The 18,017-nt window shown below is 26.7% G+C and carries 12 protein-coding genes and 1 tRNA gene; 11 read left to right on the top strand and 2 right to left on the bottom strand.

What is annotated here, in order from left to right; genetic code table 11:
* Nucleotides 1-3 precede the first annotated feature (3 nt).
* Both addB and addA read left to right on the top strand, forming a co-directional pair.
* The gene (gene addB, locus ABDZ60_RS01710) at nt 4-3,435 is read left to right on the top strand and encodes a helicase-exonuclease AddAB subunit AddB (RefSeq protein ID WP_343775357.1); all 3,432 of its coding nucleotides are present in this window, start codon (nt 4-6) and stop codon (nt 3,433-3,435) included.
* A 2-nt stretch (nt 3,436-3,437) separates the two neighbouring features.
* Complete coding sequence (gene addA, locus ABDZ60_RS01705; RefSeq protein ID WP_343775354.1) at nt 3,438-7,196, top strand: helicase-exonuclease AddAB subunit AddA; 3,759 nt, start codon at nt 3,438-3,440, stop codon at nt 7,194-7,196.
* 58 nt (nt 7,197-7,254) lie between these two features.
* Here addA and ABDZ60_RS01700 read toward each other — a convergent pair whose 3' ends face one another.
* Both ABDZ60_RS01700 and ABDZ60_RS01695 read right to left on the bottom strand, forming a co-directional pair.
* Nucleotides 7,255-8,598 carry a CCA tRNA nucleotidyltransferase gene (locus ABDZ60_RS01700; RefSeq protein WP_343775351.1) on the bottom strand — a complete coding sequence of 448 codons (1,344 nt, stop codon included), beginning with the start codon at nt 8,596-8,598 and terminating at the stop codon, nt 7,255-7,257.
* 137 nt (nt 8,599-8,735) lie between these two features.
* Nucleotides 8,736-9,977, bottom strand: a complete 1,242-nt coding sequence (locus ABDZ60_RS01695) for a L,D-transpeptidase (protein WP_016207007.1) — start codon at nt 9,975-9,977, stop codon at nt 8,736-8,738.
* Between the two features lie 160 nt (nt 9,978-10,137).
* Here ABDZ60_RS01695 and ABDZ60_RS01690 point away from each other — a divergent pair, with 160 nt between their 5' ends.
* The 9 genes from ABDZ60_RS01690 (at nt 10,138) to celB (ending at nt 18,017) form a co-directional block, all read left to right on the top strand.
* Nucleotides 10,138-10,905, top strand: a complete 768-nt coding sequence (locus ABDZ60_RS01690; protein WP_047000749.1) for a DUF1189 family protein — start codon at nt 10,138-10,140, stop codon at nt 10,903-10,905.
* A 156-nt stretch (nt 10,906-11,061) separates the two neighbouring features.
* Nucleotides 11,062-11,985 (top strand): ATP-binding protein, encoded by a 924-nt coding sequence (locus ABDZ60_RS01685; protein ID WP_083935677.1) that lies wholly within the window; start codon nt 11,062-11,064, stop codon nt 11,983-11,985.
* 55 nt (nt 11,986-12,040) lie between these two features.
* A tRNA-Arg gene (locus tag ABDZ60_RS01680) sits at nt 12,041-12,117 on the top strand.
* A 374-nt stretch (nt 12,118-12,491) separates the two neighbouring features.
* Nucleotides 12,492-13,220 carry a chitin disaccharide deacetylase gene (chbG, locus tag ABDZ60_RS01675; protein WP_016207004.1) on the top strand — a complete coding sequence of 243 codons (729 nt, stop codon included), beginning with the start codon at nt 12,492-12,494 and terminating at the stop codon, nt 13,218-13,220.
* Nucleotides 13,221-13,356: 136 nt separating this feature from the next.
* Nucleotides 13,357-15,264, top strand: a complete 1,908-nt coding sequence (locus tag ABDZ60_RS01670; RefSeq protein WP_343775342.1) for a BglG family transcription antiterminator — start codon at nt 13,357-13,359, stop codon at nt 15,262-15,264.
* Nucleotides 15,265-15,266: 2 nt separating this feature from the next.
* Entirely contained in the window at nt 15,267-15,860 is a 594-nt protein-coding gene (locus ABDZ60_RS01665; RefSeq protein WP_047000752.1) for an RDD family protein, read from the top strand.
* A 14-nt stretch (nt 15,861-15,874) separates the two neighbouring features.
* Complete coding sequence (locus ABDZ60_RS01660) at nt 15,875-16,204, top strand: PTS sugar transporter subunit IIA (RefSeq protein WP_016207001.1); 330 nt, start codon at nt 15,875-15,877, stop codon at nt 16,202-16,204.
* Between the two features lie 101 nt (nt 16,205-16,305).
* On the top strand, nt 16,306-16,629 hold the full coding sequence (locus tag ABDZ60_RS01655) for a PTS sugar transporter subunit IIB (protein ID WP_016207000.1): 324 nt from the start codon (nt 16,306-16,308) through the stop codon (nt 16,627-16,629).
* 38 nt (nt 16,630-16,667) lie between these two features.
* Nucleotides 16,668-18,017 (top strand): PTS cellobiose transporter subunit IIC, encoded by a 1,350-nt coding sequence (gene celB, locus ABDZ60_RS01650; RefSeq protein ID WP_016206999.1) that lies wholly within the window; start codon nt 16,668-16,670, stop codon nt 18,015-18,017.

The following is an 18,017-nucleotide window of genomic DNA, read 5'->3' as shown; positions in this document are numbered from 1 at the left end:
GTTATGGGAATAAGATTTATATTTGGAAGGGCAGGTACAGGAAAAAGTAGATTTTGCCTTGAGCAAATAAAAAAGAAAATAGAGAATTATGATAGTCAAAATAAATTAATTCTAATAGTACCGGAGCAGTATACTTTTGATACAGAAAAAAAATTCCTTGATATAGTAACAGAAAAAGGCTTATTAAGAGGAGAAGTATTAAGCTTTAAGAGAATGGCTCATAGAGTATCAGAAGAATGTGGTGGACGAACAGAGCTTAGAATAAGTGACGCAGGAAGAAACATGCTTATTTATAAGTTATTAAAGGATAAGGTTGATGAATTACAATACTTTAATAGAATGGCTAAACAACAAGGATTTTCATCAATAATATCAAAAATAATAACAGAATTTAAAAAATATAATATTTCCACGGAAATATTAAGTTCAAAAGAAGAAGAAATAAATGATGAAGAACTTAAGAAAAAAATGAATGATTTAAAATTAATATATAATAATTTTAATAATATTCTTCATAAAAATTTTATTGATTCAGATGATGAATTAACCTTTTTAGCAAAGAGATTAAAAGGTTGTAATACTTATGATGATGCAGAAATCTGGATAGATGAATTTACTACATTTACACCTCAACAATTAGAGGTTATAAAAGTGCTTGCAAAGAAGGCTAAGGTTGTAAACATAACTTTATGTAGTGATTCTTTAAGTGGAGGCGCTGATGTAGATTATACAGATATATTTGATGCTATAAAAAATACTGAAAACTCTATATTAAGAATTATGAAAGAGGGAAATTTATCATACTTAGAGCCAATTAATTTAAATAAAGGATATTCACATAGGTTTTTAAATAGTGAAGACTTACAACATTTAGAGAGACACTTTTTTACCTATCCATTTAAAGAGTATAAGGGAAAAGATAATAATGTAAGAATATATAAGGCAAATAATAGCTATGATGAAATTGAAGTTGTGGCGAAGGATATCTTAAGAATGGTTAGAGATAATGGTTATAGATTTAAAGATATAGCTGTTGTTTGTAGAAATATAGATGAGTATGAAAAAATATCTACAGTTATTTTTAATGAATACAATATACCATTTTTCATAGATAAAAAAAGAGAAATACTTAATAACCCATTAGTAGTAGTTATCATTTCATCGCTTGAGATATTAGCAAGTAATTGGTCTTATGAAAGTGTATTTAAATATCTAAAAAGTGGATTAGTAAATGTTGAAAGGGATTATATTGATATATTAGAAAATTATATACTAGCTAATGGAATAAAGGGGTATAAATGGACTAAAGATCTTTATGATAAAGATAATATTTCAGAAGAAGAAAATGTAATTATAGAAATTATGGAAGAAATAAGGTATCCTTTAATGAATTTACATAATAAGTTAAAGGGAAAGCATAAGGTAAAGGATTTTGCAACAGATTTATATGAGTTTTTAAATGAACTAAATGTATTTAAAACTTTAGAAAGATGGTTAGAAGAGTTTAATTCACTTGGCCTTCAGGATAAGATAAAGGAATATATACAAGTTCCTGAAATGGTAATAGAAATTCTAGATCAAGTTGTAGAGGTTTTAGGGGATGAAGTATTAGATATAAAGGAATTTACTAAAATACTTATATCAGGCTTTGAAGAAAAGGAGATAGGAGTAATTCCTATGTCTTTAGATCAAGTAAATATAGGTGATATATCAAGAGTTAAAGGTAGGGAAGTAAAAGCTTTATATTTAATAGGAGTAAATGATGGTGTAATACCAGCTGCAAATAAAGAAGAGGGAATTATAAGTGATAGAGAGAGAGACATTCTAAGAAATATAGGAATAAGATTAGCTTCAGATACAAAGAGCAGAGCTTTTGAAGAACAATTTATAGTTTACACAGCGTTAACTATACCTTCAGAATATTTAATGATAACATTCCCTATGGCAGATTTTGAAGGTAAATCATTAAGACCGTCTATAATAATTCCAAGGCTAAAAAAAATATTGCCAAATGTAGTAGAAGAAAGTGAAATTTATAATATAAGGGACAGAAGAGATAAGTTTAACAAAATAACTGCCCCTACTCCTACATTTAATGAACTTATTTCAGCACTTAGAATGGAATTTGAAAAAGAGAATGTAGATGAATATTGGGCGCAGGCTTTCAAATGGTTTGAGAGTAATGAAGAATTTAAAAATAAATCAAATACAATGTTTAAGGGATTAACATACACTAATTTAGTTGAGAAAATTCCTAGAGAGAAAATAAAGAGGTTATATCAATCAGAAAACAAAAAACTTATATTTAATGTTTCTAGAATAGAAAAATATGCTCAATGTCCTTTTTCTTACTATATTCAGTATGGGCTAAAGGCAAAAGATAGAAAAGTGTATGAATTTTCTGCTCCAGATTTAGGATCATTTATGCATAATGTATTAGATGATTTTACAAATACAATTAGAAATGAAAAAATTGCATGGTCTGATTTAAATAAAGAAAGATGTAAGTTAATAGTGAACGAATTAGTTGATAAAAGGTTAGAAGGTGATTCAAACTCAATATTAAATAGTACAAAGAAGTATAAATACTTTGCAGATAGATTTAAGAGAACTATAACTAAATCTGTTATGGTTATATCAGAGCAAATGAGAAAAGGAAAGTTTGAAGTTTTTAAAAATGAGTTTGCTTTTGGAGGATTCAGTGATGGAGAACCAATAAAAATAGATTTACCATCAAATGAAACGGTATATCTAGTTGGAAGAGTAGATAGAATTGATACTTTAGATTTAGATGGTAATACTTATATAAAAATAGTCGACTATAAATCAGGAGCTAAAAAATTTAACTTAACAGAAGTTTATTATGGTCTTCAAATACAGCTATTGGTTTACTTAGATGCCCTTATAAAAAATTCAAAGTATATATTACACAAGCAGGCAATGCCAGGGGCTATATTATATTTTAGAATTGATGATCCAATAATAAAATCTAAAAAGCAACTTACTGAAGAAGAAATAAAAGATAATATATTAAAGGAATTAAAGATGAGTGGATTACTTCTTAAGGATATAAATGTTGTTAAGGCTATGGATAATGACATGGAGTCATATTCATTAATAATACCAGCTGCAATAAAGAAAGATGGTAATTTTACATCAAGTAGCTCTGTAATAACTGAAGAACAATTTGCTATATTAAGAAAATATGTTAATGATAAGATGTCGGAGATATGTGAGGAAATGTTAAGCGGTGAAATAAAAATAGAACCTTGCAAAAATAATAGTACAGCATATTGTAGTTATTGTGACTATTCATCAGTATGCCAATTTGATACAGCAATAGAAAATAATAAATATAAGGTGGTATTAAAGAAAAGTAATGATGAAGCTTGGAAACTAATAAAAAATGAGGTAGAGAAGGGAGGTAACAACTAATTATGAGTGATACAAAATGGACTGAAGATCAGCTTAAGGCAATAACTACTAGGGGATGTAACTTACTTGTAGCTGCAGCAGCTGGTTCAGGAAAGACAGCAGTTTTAGTAGAAAGAATTATAAGAATAATAACTAATGAAAACAATCCAGTTGATATAGATAGATTGTTAGTTGTTACATTCACATCTGCAGCAGCAGCAGAAATGAGAGAAAGAATAGCAGCTGCAATATCAAAGGCATTAGAAGTGAATCCAAATTCAAAAGTGCTTCAAAGACAATTAACTCTCCTAAGTAGAGCGAATATAACAACAATGCATTCATTTTGCTTGGATGTCATAAAAAACTATTATCATGTTATAGATTTAGATCCTACATTTAGAATCGCTGATGAAACAGAAAATACATTATTAAAGTTAGAAGTTATAAATGATATGTTTGAAGATTATTATGAAAGCGAAAATATAGAGTTTAGAAATCTAATAGAAGCATATAGTGGGTCAAGAGATGATCAAAGATTAAAAGATATAATACTTGATTTATATAGATTTTCAATGAGTGGACCTTGGCCAGAAAAGTGGTTAGTTAACAATGCAGAACGATTTAATATAGAAACTATAGAAGAATTAAATAAAACTATATGGATAGGTATATTAAAGGAAACTATAAGTATAGAAGTAACTGGATATATTAAAATATTAGAAAAGGCTATAGATATAATAAGAGACACTGAAGGTTTAGAACCATATGAAGCAACTTTCTTAGATGACTTAGATATGTTTAAGAAGGTTGAAGAATCATTAAACTTAGGAATAAGAGAACTTTATACATCTATTAATAGTATAAGTTTTTCTAGATTAAAATCTGTGAAAAAAGATAAGGTTTCTGATGAAGAAAATTTAGAAAGAGTTAAAAGTATAAGGGATAGCATCAAAAAGAAGACATCAAAACTAATTGAAGATAGTTTTTCAATGACAATAGAAGATGCTTTAAATGGAATAAAAAATTCATATCCTTATATGAAAATGATAAGTAGGTTAACCTTAGAGTTTATAAATAGATTTAAGGAAAAGAAGAGAGAAAGAAATATTCTAGATTTTAATGATTTAGAGCATTTATGCTTAAAGATATTAATAAAAAGCGATGAAGACAACAATATAAATCCATCTAGTGTTGCAAATGGATTTAGAGAATACTTTGATGAAGTACTAGTTGATGAATATCAAGATTCTAATAATGTTCAGGAAGCAATAATAGATTTAGTTTCTAGAAAAACATTAGAGAATCCAAATGTTTTTATGGTGGGAGATGTCAAGCAAAGCATATATAGATTTAGGCAGGCAAAACCTGAGTTGTTTTTAGATAAATATAATAAATATTCACTAGAAGATAGTGAAGTAAATAGAAAAATACAATTATATAAGAATTTTAGAAGTAGAGAAGAAGTAATTAGTGGAGTAAATTATATATTTAAAGAAGTAATGTCTAAGACTGTAGGTGAACTTGAATATAATGATGATGAAGCTCTTAATCTTGGAGCTAGTTACAAAGAAAATAATGACGATAATACAATTATTGCAGGGCCAATAGAACTTCATATTCTTGATAAGTCAGGGGAATATACCAATGAGATAGAAGAAGAATATGAGGGGGATAATTTAGTAGAAGAGGAAGAAGATATTGATTCAATAGGACTAGAGGCAAGGATAGTTGCTAGAAGGATAAGGGAATTATTAAATCCAGAGCCTAATACAGGGAAGCTATTTAAGGTTTTAGATAAAGAAACCGGAGAATATAGGCCATTAAAATATAAAGATATAGTTATATTACTTAGAGCAACTAGAAATTGGTCGGAAATATTCTTAGAGGAAATTGGATCAGAAGGAATACCTGTTTATGCAGATACAGGAACAGGATATTTTGAAACTATAGAAATAAGAACAATGATGTCATTACTAAAAGTTATAGACAATCCAATGCAAGATGTTCCTATGATTTCTGTATTAAGGTCTCCTTTAGTAAGCTTCAGCGCAGAAGAACTTGGAGATATTAGATTATTAGATAAAGAAAAATATTTCTATGAAATAATAAAAGGTGTCTCTGATAATATATATGAAGTAAATGAAGAACTTAAAAATAAATGCAAAGTCTTTATAAATAACTTAGGAAAGTGGAGAAATAAGTCTATATATACTCCGATAGATGAGTTTATTTGGTATCTTTATATGGATACGGCTTATTATGGTTACGTTGGTGCTATGCCAAATGGTAAGCTAAGACAAGCAAATTTAAAAATATTATTCCAAAGGGCGAAGCAATTTGAGCAAACTAGCTTTAAGGGATTATTTAATTTTATTAACTTTATAAATAAGCTTAGAAATTCATCAGGGGATATGGGAAGTGCAAAAATACTTGGTGAAAATGAAGATGTTGTTAGAATAATGAGTATTCATAAAAGTAAGGGGTTAGAGTTTCCAGTAGTATTTACTTGTGGTTTCGGTAAGCAATTTAACTTAATGGATTTAAATAAATCTATTCTATATCATGATGATCTTGGATTTGGACCAGATTATGTTGATTTAGAAAGAAGAAATTCATATAGTACCTTAGCTAAGGAAGCAATAAAGAAGAAAATATTACTTGAGACTCTTTCAGAAGAAATGAGAATACTATATGTTGCATTTACAAGAGCTAAGGAAAAATTAATTATTACAGGAGCAACTAAAAACTTAGAAAAATCAATATCAAGATGGGTTTCATCAGCTGCTTTAGATGAGGATATCGTTCCAGCATCAGAAGTATTAAAAGGAAAGAGTTATTTAGATTGGATTGGAATGGCTATATGTAAGCATAGAGACGGAGAAGAGCTCAGAAAATATATTGGAGCAAATAGTTGTTCAATAATAAATGACTTTTCAACATGGAAGACTAAGATGTGGACTAAAAATTTATTATCTGTGGAAAAAAATGAAGTAGCTGTGGATGAAAATGAAGAAATAGATTTATTTATCAATTCAGATGTAGATTATATAGATAAGGAAATTGAAAGAAGATTAAACTACAAATATAAATATGAGTTATCAGGAAAATTACCAAGTAATGTTTCTGTATCTGATTTAAAAAGGTCTCTTTATAACAATGAAGATGATGATATCATTACAGTAAATATTTTTAGTGATAAAGAATTTTTAAAACCAAAGTTTTTACAAGAGAAAAGAGGCTTATCAGCATCGGAAAGAGGTACAATAGCACACTTTATAATGCAAAAATTAGATTTAAATAAAGTTAATACAAAAGAAGAAATAGATACTCAAATATATTCTATGAAAGATAAAAATTTACTTACTGAAGAAGAAATAAAAGCTATACAAAGAATTAGTTTTATAAGCTTTTTTAAGAGTAATTTAGGAAAAAGAATGTTAAAAGTATTTAATGAAGGCAAGTTAGTTAAAAGAGAGCTTCCTTTTTATACTGAAATTAGTAGTTTAAATATAGATAATACTTTATCGAAGGATGTATATGGAAATGAGAAAGTTAGGCTACAAGGTATAATAGACTGTATATTTGAAGAAGATGATAAAATTGTTTTATTGGATTATAAGACTGATTATGTTGAGTATGGTAAAGAAAGTGAAATTTTAGATAAGTATAGAATACAAATTAAGTACTATAAAGATGCTGTGGAAAAGATAACAGGAAAAGAAGTGAAGGAAAGTTACTTATATTTATTTGGATTAAATAAGGAAGTAAAAATAGATGTTTAAAAAATTATAAAGTGAAACCCTATAATATAGATTTTAATTATCTATATTATAGGGAATTTTATTTATTAATGAAATTATTAGATAGTAAGATTAGAGTTTCTTTTTTATTTAGTGATGGATTTTCTAAAACTTTCTCTAATAGGTATTTTAAAATTTCGCCAACTATTTTTCCTGAATATAAATTAAGTTCCTTTAATAAGATTTCACCATTTATATCTAAATCGCTTATATATAGTGGCTCTCTTTTTTTAAGTATATCTGAAACAGTATCTTTTATATAATCAACTTTTTTCAAAAAGGGCTTAGGATTATCTAAGGAACGTATATCAGCACTTTGAAGATCAAATAAAAGATATATAATATCTTCACCTACTTCAAGCAGCAATTTTTTTATTTCATATCTTGTTGGTATATAATTTACTTTTAATACAAGATGGTGTTCTATAAGTTTAGAAACTGAATTTATAGTATAATTATCAAATCTTAAATTTCTTAGTATTTCCTTAGAAATTTTAGCGCCTTCAACATTATGATTTGGAAATCTATAGATACCATCATCTTGAAGAGTTAAGGTATTTAATTTTCCTACATCATGTAAAAGAGCTGAAAGTCTTAAAATAAGATTATTATTTGTTTTGCTAATTACATTAAGAGTATGATCAAAAATATTTCTATTATGATTTATGCTTAGAGGGCTAAAATTAACTAATGAATTTATTTCAGGTAGTATTTCAGCTAAAAGCCCGCTTTTTTGAAGCGTATTTATACCTTCAGATGCATTATTAGAAGTTAGTATCTTACAAAGCTCATCTCTAATTCTTTCTCTACTTATATTATTAATTAATTTAGAATTTTTAATAATAGCATTTAAAGTTGCTTCTTCAATTTTAAAATTTAATTGACAACTAAATCTAATTGCACGAAGCATTCTTAAGGCATCTTCTTTAAATCTTTTATCTGCATCACCAACACAACGTATAAGTTTTTTACTAATGTCATTAATTCCATTAAAATAATCTATAAGCCCAAATGATTTATTATAAGCTAGTGCGTTTATAGTAAAATCTCTTCTAGATAAGTCTTCTTTTATATCAGTAACAAAATTGACGCATGATGGACGTCTATTATCTAAATAATTTCCATCAGTTCTATAAGTTGTAACTTCATATGAATTATTATTAATAAGCACAGTAACTGTACCATGGTTTATACCTGTAGGAATAGTTTTTTCAAAAATAGATAGTGTATCCTCTGGCTTTGCAGATGTAGTAATATCATAGTCTTTGGGCGAACTATTTAAAATAGAATCTCTAACACAGCCACCAACCATGAATGCTTCAAAACCATTATTATAAAAAGTATCTATAATAAATTTAACTTCATTTGGAATATATATATTCATTGTTATCCTGCCTTTAAAATCAATAATATTATTATAAATTAATTATATAATTTATAATAATATTGTAAATAATAAAAGTCATATAAAGTGAGAATAGCTCTCTTTTTATATGACTTATTTTAAAATGTTTAGATAGATTAATTAATTATTATCTTAGTATCATTTGCAACATTATCGTACAACCATTTAGCATCTTCCACATTTAATCTTATACATCCATGAGAAGATGGAGTACCAAGGGTATCATCTAAAATAACTGATTGGGTTTCATCAAAAGGAAGAGAGTGAAATAAGTAATCACCCATAAATTGAACCCAATACTTACCCCCTTGACCAAACTCATCTGAGAAGAACCATTCACCCCTATTAGTAACTGCAAATATTCCTTTAGGAGTTTCTTTACCAGGAAGGCCTGTAGAACAAGAAAATTCTTTAACTAAATCCCAATTATTAGTTGATCCTTTATAAACATAAGTTTTTTGCTCTTCTAAATTTAAGTAAACAAAATAATTAGTTTTACTACTAATGGATAAAGTATTTACATTATTAAGTGTTATAGATTGAAGAATTGCATTAGAAGTATATTCTGAATCATCTCCTTGATATTCTTCTCTAAATTGTTTAATGGATTTAATTTTATTTTCTATTTCTGTTATCTGACTTTTACTTAATAGGCTTGAATCGTATTCTGATAAAAGGTTAATAGCTTTTGTATAATATTTATTAGCGGTCAATTCATCAGCATTTTCAATTAAGTAATCTCTATAAATTGCTTTGCAATCAGATATGTATTCTTGGGCAATTTGATAATCATTTTCTAATGACTTAGGAATAAGACTAAAGTACTTCATAGCTGCCGGATAGTCCTTTGAATTAAAAGCTGAAATACCTAAGTTTAAATAATTATCTTTATTTATATTATTAGAAGCATCATTTGAAGAGATAGTAGTATCTACATTATTATTTGAATTTATGGCTTCAGGTTCATTACCATCGAGAGCTAAAATTAGCTTATCTAATGATGAACTAAGGATATTATAGTCTTTAATTTCAGATAAAACAGTTAATGCTTGATTAGTACTAATTTCATTTTTAGATAAAGAAGTACATAATTTATCTACAATATCTGTAAAGTAATCATTTAAATCAGAGTTTAATTGATTTTTCTTTATTAGTAAAATTTTATTATTATTTAATTTAGATTTGGCTTCTAAAAATTCACAATTATTAAATGAATTATAAAAACTATTAGTTATTTCTTCATATTTAGAATTTAAGTAAATATTGGTTCCAAATCCTAATAAAATAAATAAAGTGATAATTGAAAGAATCATAAAAATAGAAATTTTATTTTGGGGTTTGGATTTAGCACTATACATTTAGTAACCTCCTTATAAGATATACTATAATCATTAACAAAAATTATAAAAATTAATCTTAAAAATTTAATTTCAATAAAAAATAACGCCTATTTATAAAAATAACTAAATATGATAAAATAGTTATTAAGTGTTAAATTACTAATAATTGGAGGCAATTATGAAAGAAAATAATATAAATTTTATAAATAAATTTAAAATTAGTTTATACAATATTAAAAAATATAATGACTTGATAATATTGAGATTTTCTCATGCAATAATATACTCGATAATATTGAGTTTAATTGCTGGATCTATACTAGGATGTATTAACTTTTCTAATATAAGTAAATTTCAAAAATTAGTTAAAACGACAATGGAAAATGAAAAATATGAATTTGAATTACATGATGGTATATTAGATTTTAAAAACTCTCCTATAAAAAGTGAATCAGGAAAGTTTATGATTCTAGTTGATACTAATATAGGATTAGAAGATGTAGATACAATAAGAAATATTATTGTACACAAAGATATGGCAATGGTTATTTTGAAAGATGGAATTTATACTAATACGGGCGGGCAGAAAGCAGAATATAAATATAGTGATATGTCGTTATTAGTAGATAATATAAATAATGAAAGCTTAATAAAATCATTAGATTATATGTGGATATTTAAATATATAATTTTTATAGCAAGTATTATAGGGACATATGTAAGTTATATATTTAATTCATTAATACTATCACTGGTAGGATTATTATTAAGTAAAATTAATAATATAAATTTAAAGTACATAGATGTACTTAAGCTATGTATATATTCGATGACTTTACCAATAATAATTAGAATATTTTATCCATTAGGTTCTTTAAGTATTTTAATAGCTGGAGTTTATTTAATACTTTGGATGAATAGAATTAGAAGAGAGGGAACGATATAAACATATTTTATAATTATTATTTAAAATAGTTATTATATAAGAAAAGATACTTTACTATAAAAAGTAAAAAAATGTTGTTGGAAAAAAATGTATATGGTAAACTTATTATATGGTCTTTAAGGGAAAGAATCTAGAGCTGTTATGAAGGGAGTTATTATGGTGGCTAATAACGAATTTATGGGAAATGGATTATTAGATAATAAACGAGACATAAGTGAAATTATATTAGAAGGGGACTTTAATTTTACAAAAGAAGAATTAATAAGTATCATAGCACAATTAAATGGAAAAAGTGGTAGGCAGGAAAATTTTTTGCTTAATATTTCTCATGACCTTAGAGGGCATTTAAATGTAATATTAAGTATAATGCAATGTATAGATTATGGAAGTCTATGTATTAATGATAAAAAAGTATTAGAATATATGAATATGGTAAAAAGAAATAGCTTAAAGATGTTAAAGCTAATAAATAATTTAATAGATACAACAAAGTTAGAAAATAATTATTATGTTTTAAATAAAAGGAATATAGATATTATATCTATGGTTGAGGGAACTATAAGTTGTATAGATAAGTATGCAAAGCAAAAGGATATTCAACTTATATTTGATACTAATGAAGAGGAATGTATAATGTCAGTTGACCCAGAAGCTATAGATAGAATTATAATGAATTTAATATCAAATGCTATTAAATTTTCATATAGTAACACAAATGTGTATATAAATATGCTTGTTATAGAAGATAAAATAAGGATTTCTATAAAGGATGAGGGGCCAGGAATATCACAAGAATATCAAGAGAAAATATTTAATAGATTTTATCAAGTCTCTAAGAAGGACAAAAAAGACGGTTATGGCAGTGGAATAGGATTAGATTTAGTAAATTATTTAGTAAGATCTATGAATGGAGAAATAGAATTAAAAAGTCAATTAGGAAATGGTAGCGAATTCATAATAACATTACCTATAGAAATTGGAGATGAACAAGATAGTTTGGAAAGAGATTTTTGTATGAGAGATAATAGTGGAAAAATACAAATGTTAGAAATAGAGTTTTCGGATATATACAACAATTAGTTGCTTGATTTATTTAAATAGGTATGATAATATAAATATTGTTAAAAAACAATATGCGGTGGTAGCTCAGTTGGATAGAGTAGCTGGCTACGAACCAGTTGGTCGGGGGTTCGAATCCTCTCCGCCGTACCAAAGAGATCTTGAAAATAATAAGTTTTCAAGATCTTTTTTATTTTAATACTAAAATTCTATATTAAGTTAAATTATTTGTAAATATGAATAAAATATAAATAATATGAAAAATATTTAGAACTTGGTGGAGAAAAAGTCACGGTTAACAAGGGTAGTAATGATGGTATCATGTTAAGGAATATATTTAGCTAGAAAAATAAAGAAATTTCCTATATGTTAGGAAATTTCTTTATTTCTATAATTATTTTTCTAATTTATAATAAGTATTAATATAGTAGTTAAATTAACCATTAATAGAAGACTTAATAGTTCAGTTATAATATAATAAAGTTAATTACTAAATTACTATTATTGAAATAAATGGGGGGAATATTATGAGATTAATTGTAAATTGTGATGACTTTGGATATAGTAAAGCTGTGAATTATGGAATAATTGAAGCTTATAAAAATGGAATTGCAACAAGTGCTACTTTAATGGCAGGAATGCCTGGATTTAATCATGCACTAGAACTTATTAGGGAAAATCCAGGACTAGGTTGTGGAGTTCATCTTACTTTAAGTGCATATAAACCAATATTAAAAACACATAAAACAATAGTAAATGAAAAGGGAGAATTTTATAAAAATCTATTAGAATGTAAGGATTTAAATAAAATAGATTTAGATGAGGTTTATAATGAATTTTGTGCACAAATTGAAAAAGTAACAAATGCTGGAGTGAAGATTACCCACTTAGACTCTCATCATCATGTTCATACTTTAGAGTTTTTAAAACCAGTTATTGAAAAAATTATAAGTAAATATAACTTACCAATAAGAGGTGGTTTAAATTATAAATTAAATCATGATAAAGTAGTACCTTTTGAAGGGATATTCTATGGTGAAAATACTTCTGTAGAAACATTTAAAAAGATTATAGAAAAACAATATGATATAGTAGATGTTATGACTCACCCAGCTTATGCAGATAGCTTTTTAATGGAAAGTAGCTCTTATAATATAAAAAGGTTAGAGGAACTTAGTATTCTTACATCAGAGAAGCTAAAGAATCTTTTGGCTGAAAATAAAGTGCTATTATGTAATTATGAAAATATATTTTAATTTAGTTAGGAAATTTTCCTAACTAAATTAAAATATTTAATACAAAAGCAAAGAGATTTCCTAATAGATAGGAAATTTCTTTGCTTTTATATTTATTTTCCTGGTTTATAATAAGTATTAGATGGGGGGAACAATGATGAATAATAGGCAAACAAATATTGTAAGAATATTAGGTGAGCAAAAGGAGTGGATTACAGGAAAAGAGTTATCTAAATTATTAAATGTATCAGATAGAACAATTCGTTCTGATATTGATAATATAAACAAATATTATCAAAGTAGTTTAATCAAATCAAATCAAAGGCAAGGATACCATATAGATGAAAGCTTATTGAACCGTTTAAATATTGAAGTAAAGTATTCAATCCCTCAAACACCAAGTGAACGGTGCGTTTTTATGATTCGTCAATTATTATTTGAAAAAAATGAAATCAACTTAACAATATTGCAATCTCAAATTTATGTAAGTGGGTATTCAATTGAAAATGACTTAAAACGTATCCGAAAAATGTTAGAACCCTATCCAAAATTAAGGCTTATTCGTTCAAAAAATTATATTTATTTACATGGTGATGAAAGAAGTAAAAGGGCGCTGTATAGGGACCTATTAGCAGCTGAAACAAAAGGAAATTTTTTAAATATTAACAGAATTGCTTCTCTTTATAAGAATTTTGATTTGTTATTAGTTAAAGACATACTTTTAGAGGTCTTTGATGAGTATAAATTTTCTGTAAAAGATATTATGTTTCCAATGCTTGTAATACATATAGGCATAAGCATTGAGAGAATAATGAAATATAATTTTATAAAAACAGATAGAAAAGACAAAGAGTTTTATGAATCAAGAGAGTATAAAATTTCTAAGGAATTTTTTAAAAGGGTATCAGATAAAATAAATATTAAACTTGTAGAAGATGAAATTCAACTAATGACATTATTATTAATGGGAAAAAATAGTTTGAATTATTCAACAAATTTATTGAATGTAGATAATAAAAAATTAGATATAGAACAATTAGTTATAAATTTATTAGAGGAAATAAGAGAATTTTTTGGAACTGATTTTATAGATGATATAGATTTGATAGTTGGTTTAAAAATGCATATTCAAGGAATGGTTTCTAGAGCCAAAAATGCAATTTCTATTGATAATGTATTTTTACAAGACATTAAACGTAAGTATCCATTAGTTTTTGAAATGGGGATATATGCATGTCATATGATTGAAGATAGCTTAGGTTTTAGTGTTAATGAAAATGAAGCTGGTTTTATTGCCTTACATTTAGGTGCAGCTAATGAAAGAATGAATAAAAATAGCAAATATAAGGTAATAATTATATCACCACATAACCAATCATTCTCATCTTTATGTCAACAAAAGATAGATGATAATTTTGGTGAACGTTTAGACATTGTAAAAACATTAAACTATTTTGAAGAAGGTGAAGTAATATCTTATCAACCAGATTTAATTTTAACTTTATCTTCACTTCAACACTCTTTGGATATAATGACAATACAAATATCCATGTTTATAAGTAGCGAAGATGAAATGAATATATATCAAGCTATAAAGAAACTAGATAAAAAGAAATTTCAAATTGAATTTAACTCTAAAATATCTAATATTATAAAAAAAGAATTTTTCTATACAAATTTTGATGGAAAAGATGAAAAAGATATTATTAATAAAATGTGCAGTAAATTAGAAGAACATAAAATTGTTCCTAAAGATTTTAAAGAATCTGTCTTGAAAAGAGAAGAAATGTCTCCAACATCTTTTTCCTATGGATTTGCAACACCACATGATTTAAGATCGCAGAGTTATTTATCAACAATTTCAGTAGCACTCTTAAAGGTTCCAGTAAAATGGGGTGGATATGAGGTAAAACTTGTTATGTTACTTGCAATTAATGAAGAAGATAAATCATTATTATTTATGTTTTTAGAATGGTTAGCTAGTACCATTAGCGATGAATTAACATTCTCTGAGTTACTAGAGGTTAAGGATTATGAAGAATTTTTAGAAAGAATAATGGGGTAATTATGAATAAAGAAGTTAAATCTACAAGAGTAAATAAAAGATTAGAAATCAATAATAAATTTAGAGTTTCTCCATCAAAAAGATTATTTGCTTATTTAATAGATCATATAATTTTAGTTTTACTATATGCAATACCTATAAAATATATTTATTCTATTATTACGAAAAAAATTGAGAACAAAATAACACTAGATATGTTTGAGTTCCCCTATGCATTAATGGTATTTACAATATGCTTACTTATTAGTTTTTACTATTTAATTTATTCACCAGTTTATAAACACCCAGGAAAAACTATTGGTAAAAGAGCCTTAGGGCTTAAGGTGGTAAATCAAGATGGAAGCAATCCAGATTTTAGGACAATGTTTATTAGAGAAGGAATTGGAGTTATATTGTTAGAGGGTGCAACTTATCCGATTTCAGGATATCTTTATAGTTTATTAGGACTATTAATAAATACAAATACTGAAAAGATTTTAATATATATTTTTACTGTAATTACAATTATATCAATTATATATGCTTTATTTAATAAGGATAATGCTATGTTTCATGATCGTATTGCTAAAACAAAAGTAATATCAACGAAAGAGTAGAAGGGAGAAATATTATGAATGAAATTGAGTTAGCTTGTTTTAAAATTATTTCAAATGTAGGAATGGCGAGGTCTTCTTATATTGAAGCAATTTCGAAAGCAAAGGATGGAAAGTTTGATATGGCTGAGGAATGTATTAAAGATGGACAAGAATACTTTTCAAAGGGTCATAAAGGTCATGCTGAATTAATTGAAAAAGAAGCAGTAGGAGAAAGTGTAGTATGCTCATTATTATTAGTTCATGCTGAAGATCAATTAATGAGTGCTGAAAATTTTAAAATTATTGCAAATGAAATGATTGATAATTATAAACGTATTATAGCCTTGGAAGAAAAACTAAAATGATGTAAGTATTTCCTAAGAGATAGGAAAGATGGTTCAGTTTATGTAAATGTTTAAATTGGTAAAATAAGAATGGTATTAAATTTATAATAAGGAGGAGAAATATGAAAAAGGTTTATTTATTTTGCAGTGCAGGTATGTCCACAAGTATGTTAGCTAGTTTGATGCAAAAGGTAGCTGATGAACATAACCTACCAATCGAGGTACAAGCATTTCCTGATAATAAAATTGGACAAATTATAGAAGAGAAACATCCAGATATAATTTTACTTGGACCTCAAGTTAAGTATCGATATGACGAAATAGTTAGGCTATATGGGAATACAGGAATACCAATTCAAGTAATTGACCCAGAAGATTATGGAATGATGAAGGGCGATAAAGTTTTAAAGGTAGCTATTCAGCTTTTAAAAGCAAAGAAAAAGTAATTAGGTAAATTAATTTAAGGGAAGAAGGGGAAAAAATTATGTTAAAAAGATTAGAAAATATTTTAATGCCATTAGCTGAAAAAATAGGACGTAATAAATATTTAATGTCAATTCGTGATGGTTTCTTAATATCAACTCCATTACTAATTGTTGGTTCATTCTTCTTATTAATTGCTAACTTTCCAATCCCAGGATGGAATGATTTTTTTACTAATATATTAGGTGAGGGATGGGATGGATTCTTAGCAAAACCAGTATCTGCAACATTTGATGTTATGGCATTATTAGCTGTTGTTGGAATTGCCTATTCATTTTCAGAGAAAATGAAAGTTGATAAGCTTTTTGGAGCTGCAACTGCTTTAGTGAGTTGGCTTATATTAATGCCATACAAGGTTCCGGTCAAAGCTGAATTAAGTAAAACAGGAGAGGCCTTCCTTGTTAATGGTATTCCAACGGGATGGACAGGTGCTAAAGGAATATTCATAGGAATCATATGTGCATTTGCTGCTGTTCACATATACTCATGGGTAAATAAAAAAGGTTGGGTAATTAAAATGCCAGCAGGTGTTCCACCAACTGTAACAAAATCATTTGCTGCATTAATTCCAGCAGGTGTAGTTATGATAACATTTTGTGCAATAAATTGGTTATTTGCATTAACACCATATGAAAATGCCTTTAATTTTATATATGTGATTTTACAAACTCCATTACTTAATTTAGGAAACACTTTAGGGGCTATGATTACTGCTTATATATTCTTACATTTCTTCTGGTTCTTCGGAGTAAATGGGGGATCGGTTGTAGGAGCAGTATTTAATCCAATACTTCAAACATTAGCTGCAGAAAACTTACAAGCATTAAAAGATGGACTACCTATACCAAATATAATATCCCAACAATTCCAAGATTTGTTTGCAACATTTGGGGGATGTGGTTCTACATTATCATTATTAATTGCTATGCTATTCTTCTGTAAATCAAAACGTGTAAAAGAATTAGGAAAATTAGCTTTAATTCCAGGTGTTTTTGGAATAAATGAACCAATTGTATTTGGGCTACCAATAGTATTAAATCCTACAATATTAGTACCATTTATGCTAGTACCAACTATGAATATTGTTATATCATATTTTGCTATGAGAATTGGATTAGTTCCATACTGTAACGGAATACAAATCCCTTGGACAACTCCACCAATTATTTCAGGATTATTAGCAACTGATTGGAGGGGCGCGGTTCTACAAATAATATTACTAGTATTAGGTGTATTTGTTTATTTACCATTTATTAAAATGATGGATAAACAGTATCTTTTAGATGAATCTAATGCAAATGAGCAAGAAGAAGATTTCTCATTTGATGATATATCATTTGACGATTTATAA

The sequence above is a fragment of the Clostridium sartagoforme genome (assembly GCF_039521405.1).
Lineage (GTDB): Bacteria > Bacillota > Clostridia > Clostridiales > Clostridiaceae > Clostridium > Clostridium sartagoforme.
Note: the sequence above shows the minus strand (reverse complement) of the source record. Positions and strands in the feature narration are given on the sequence as shown.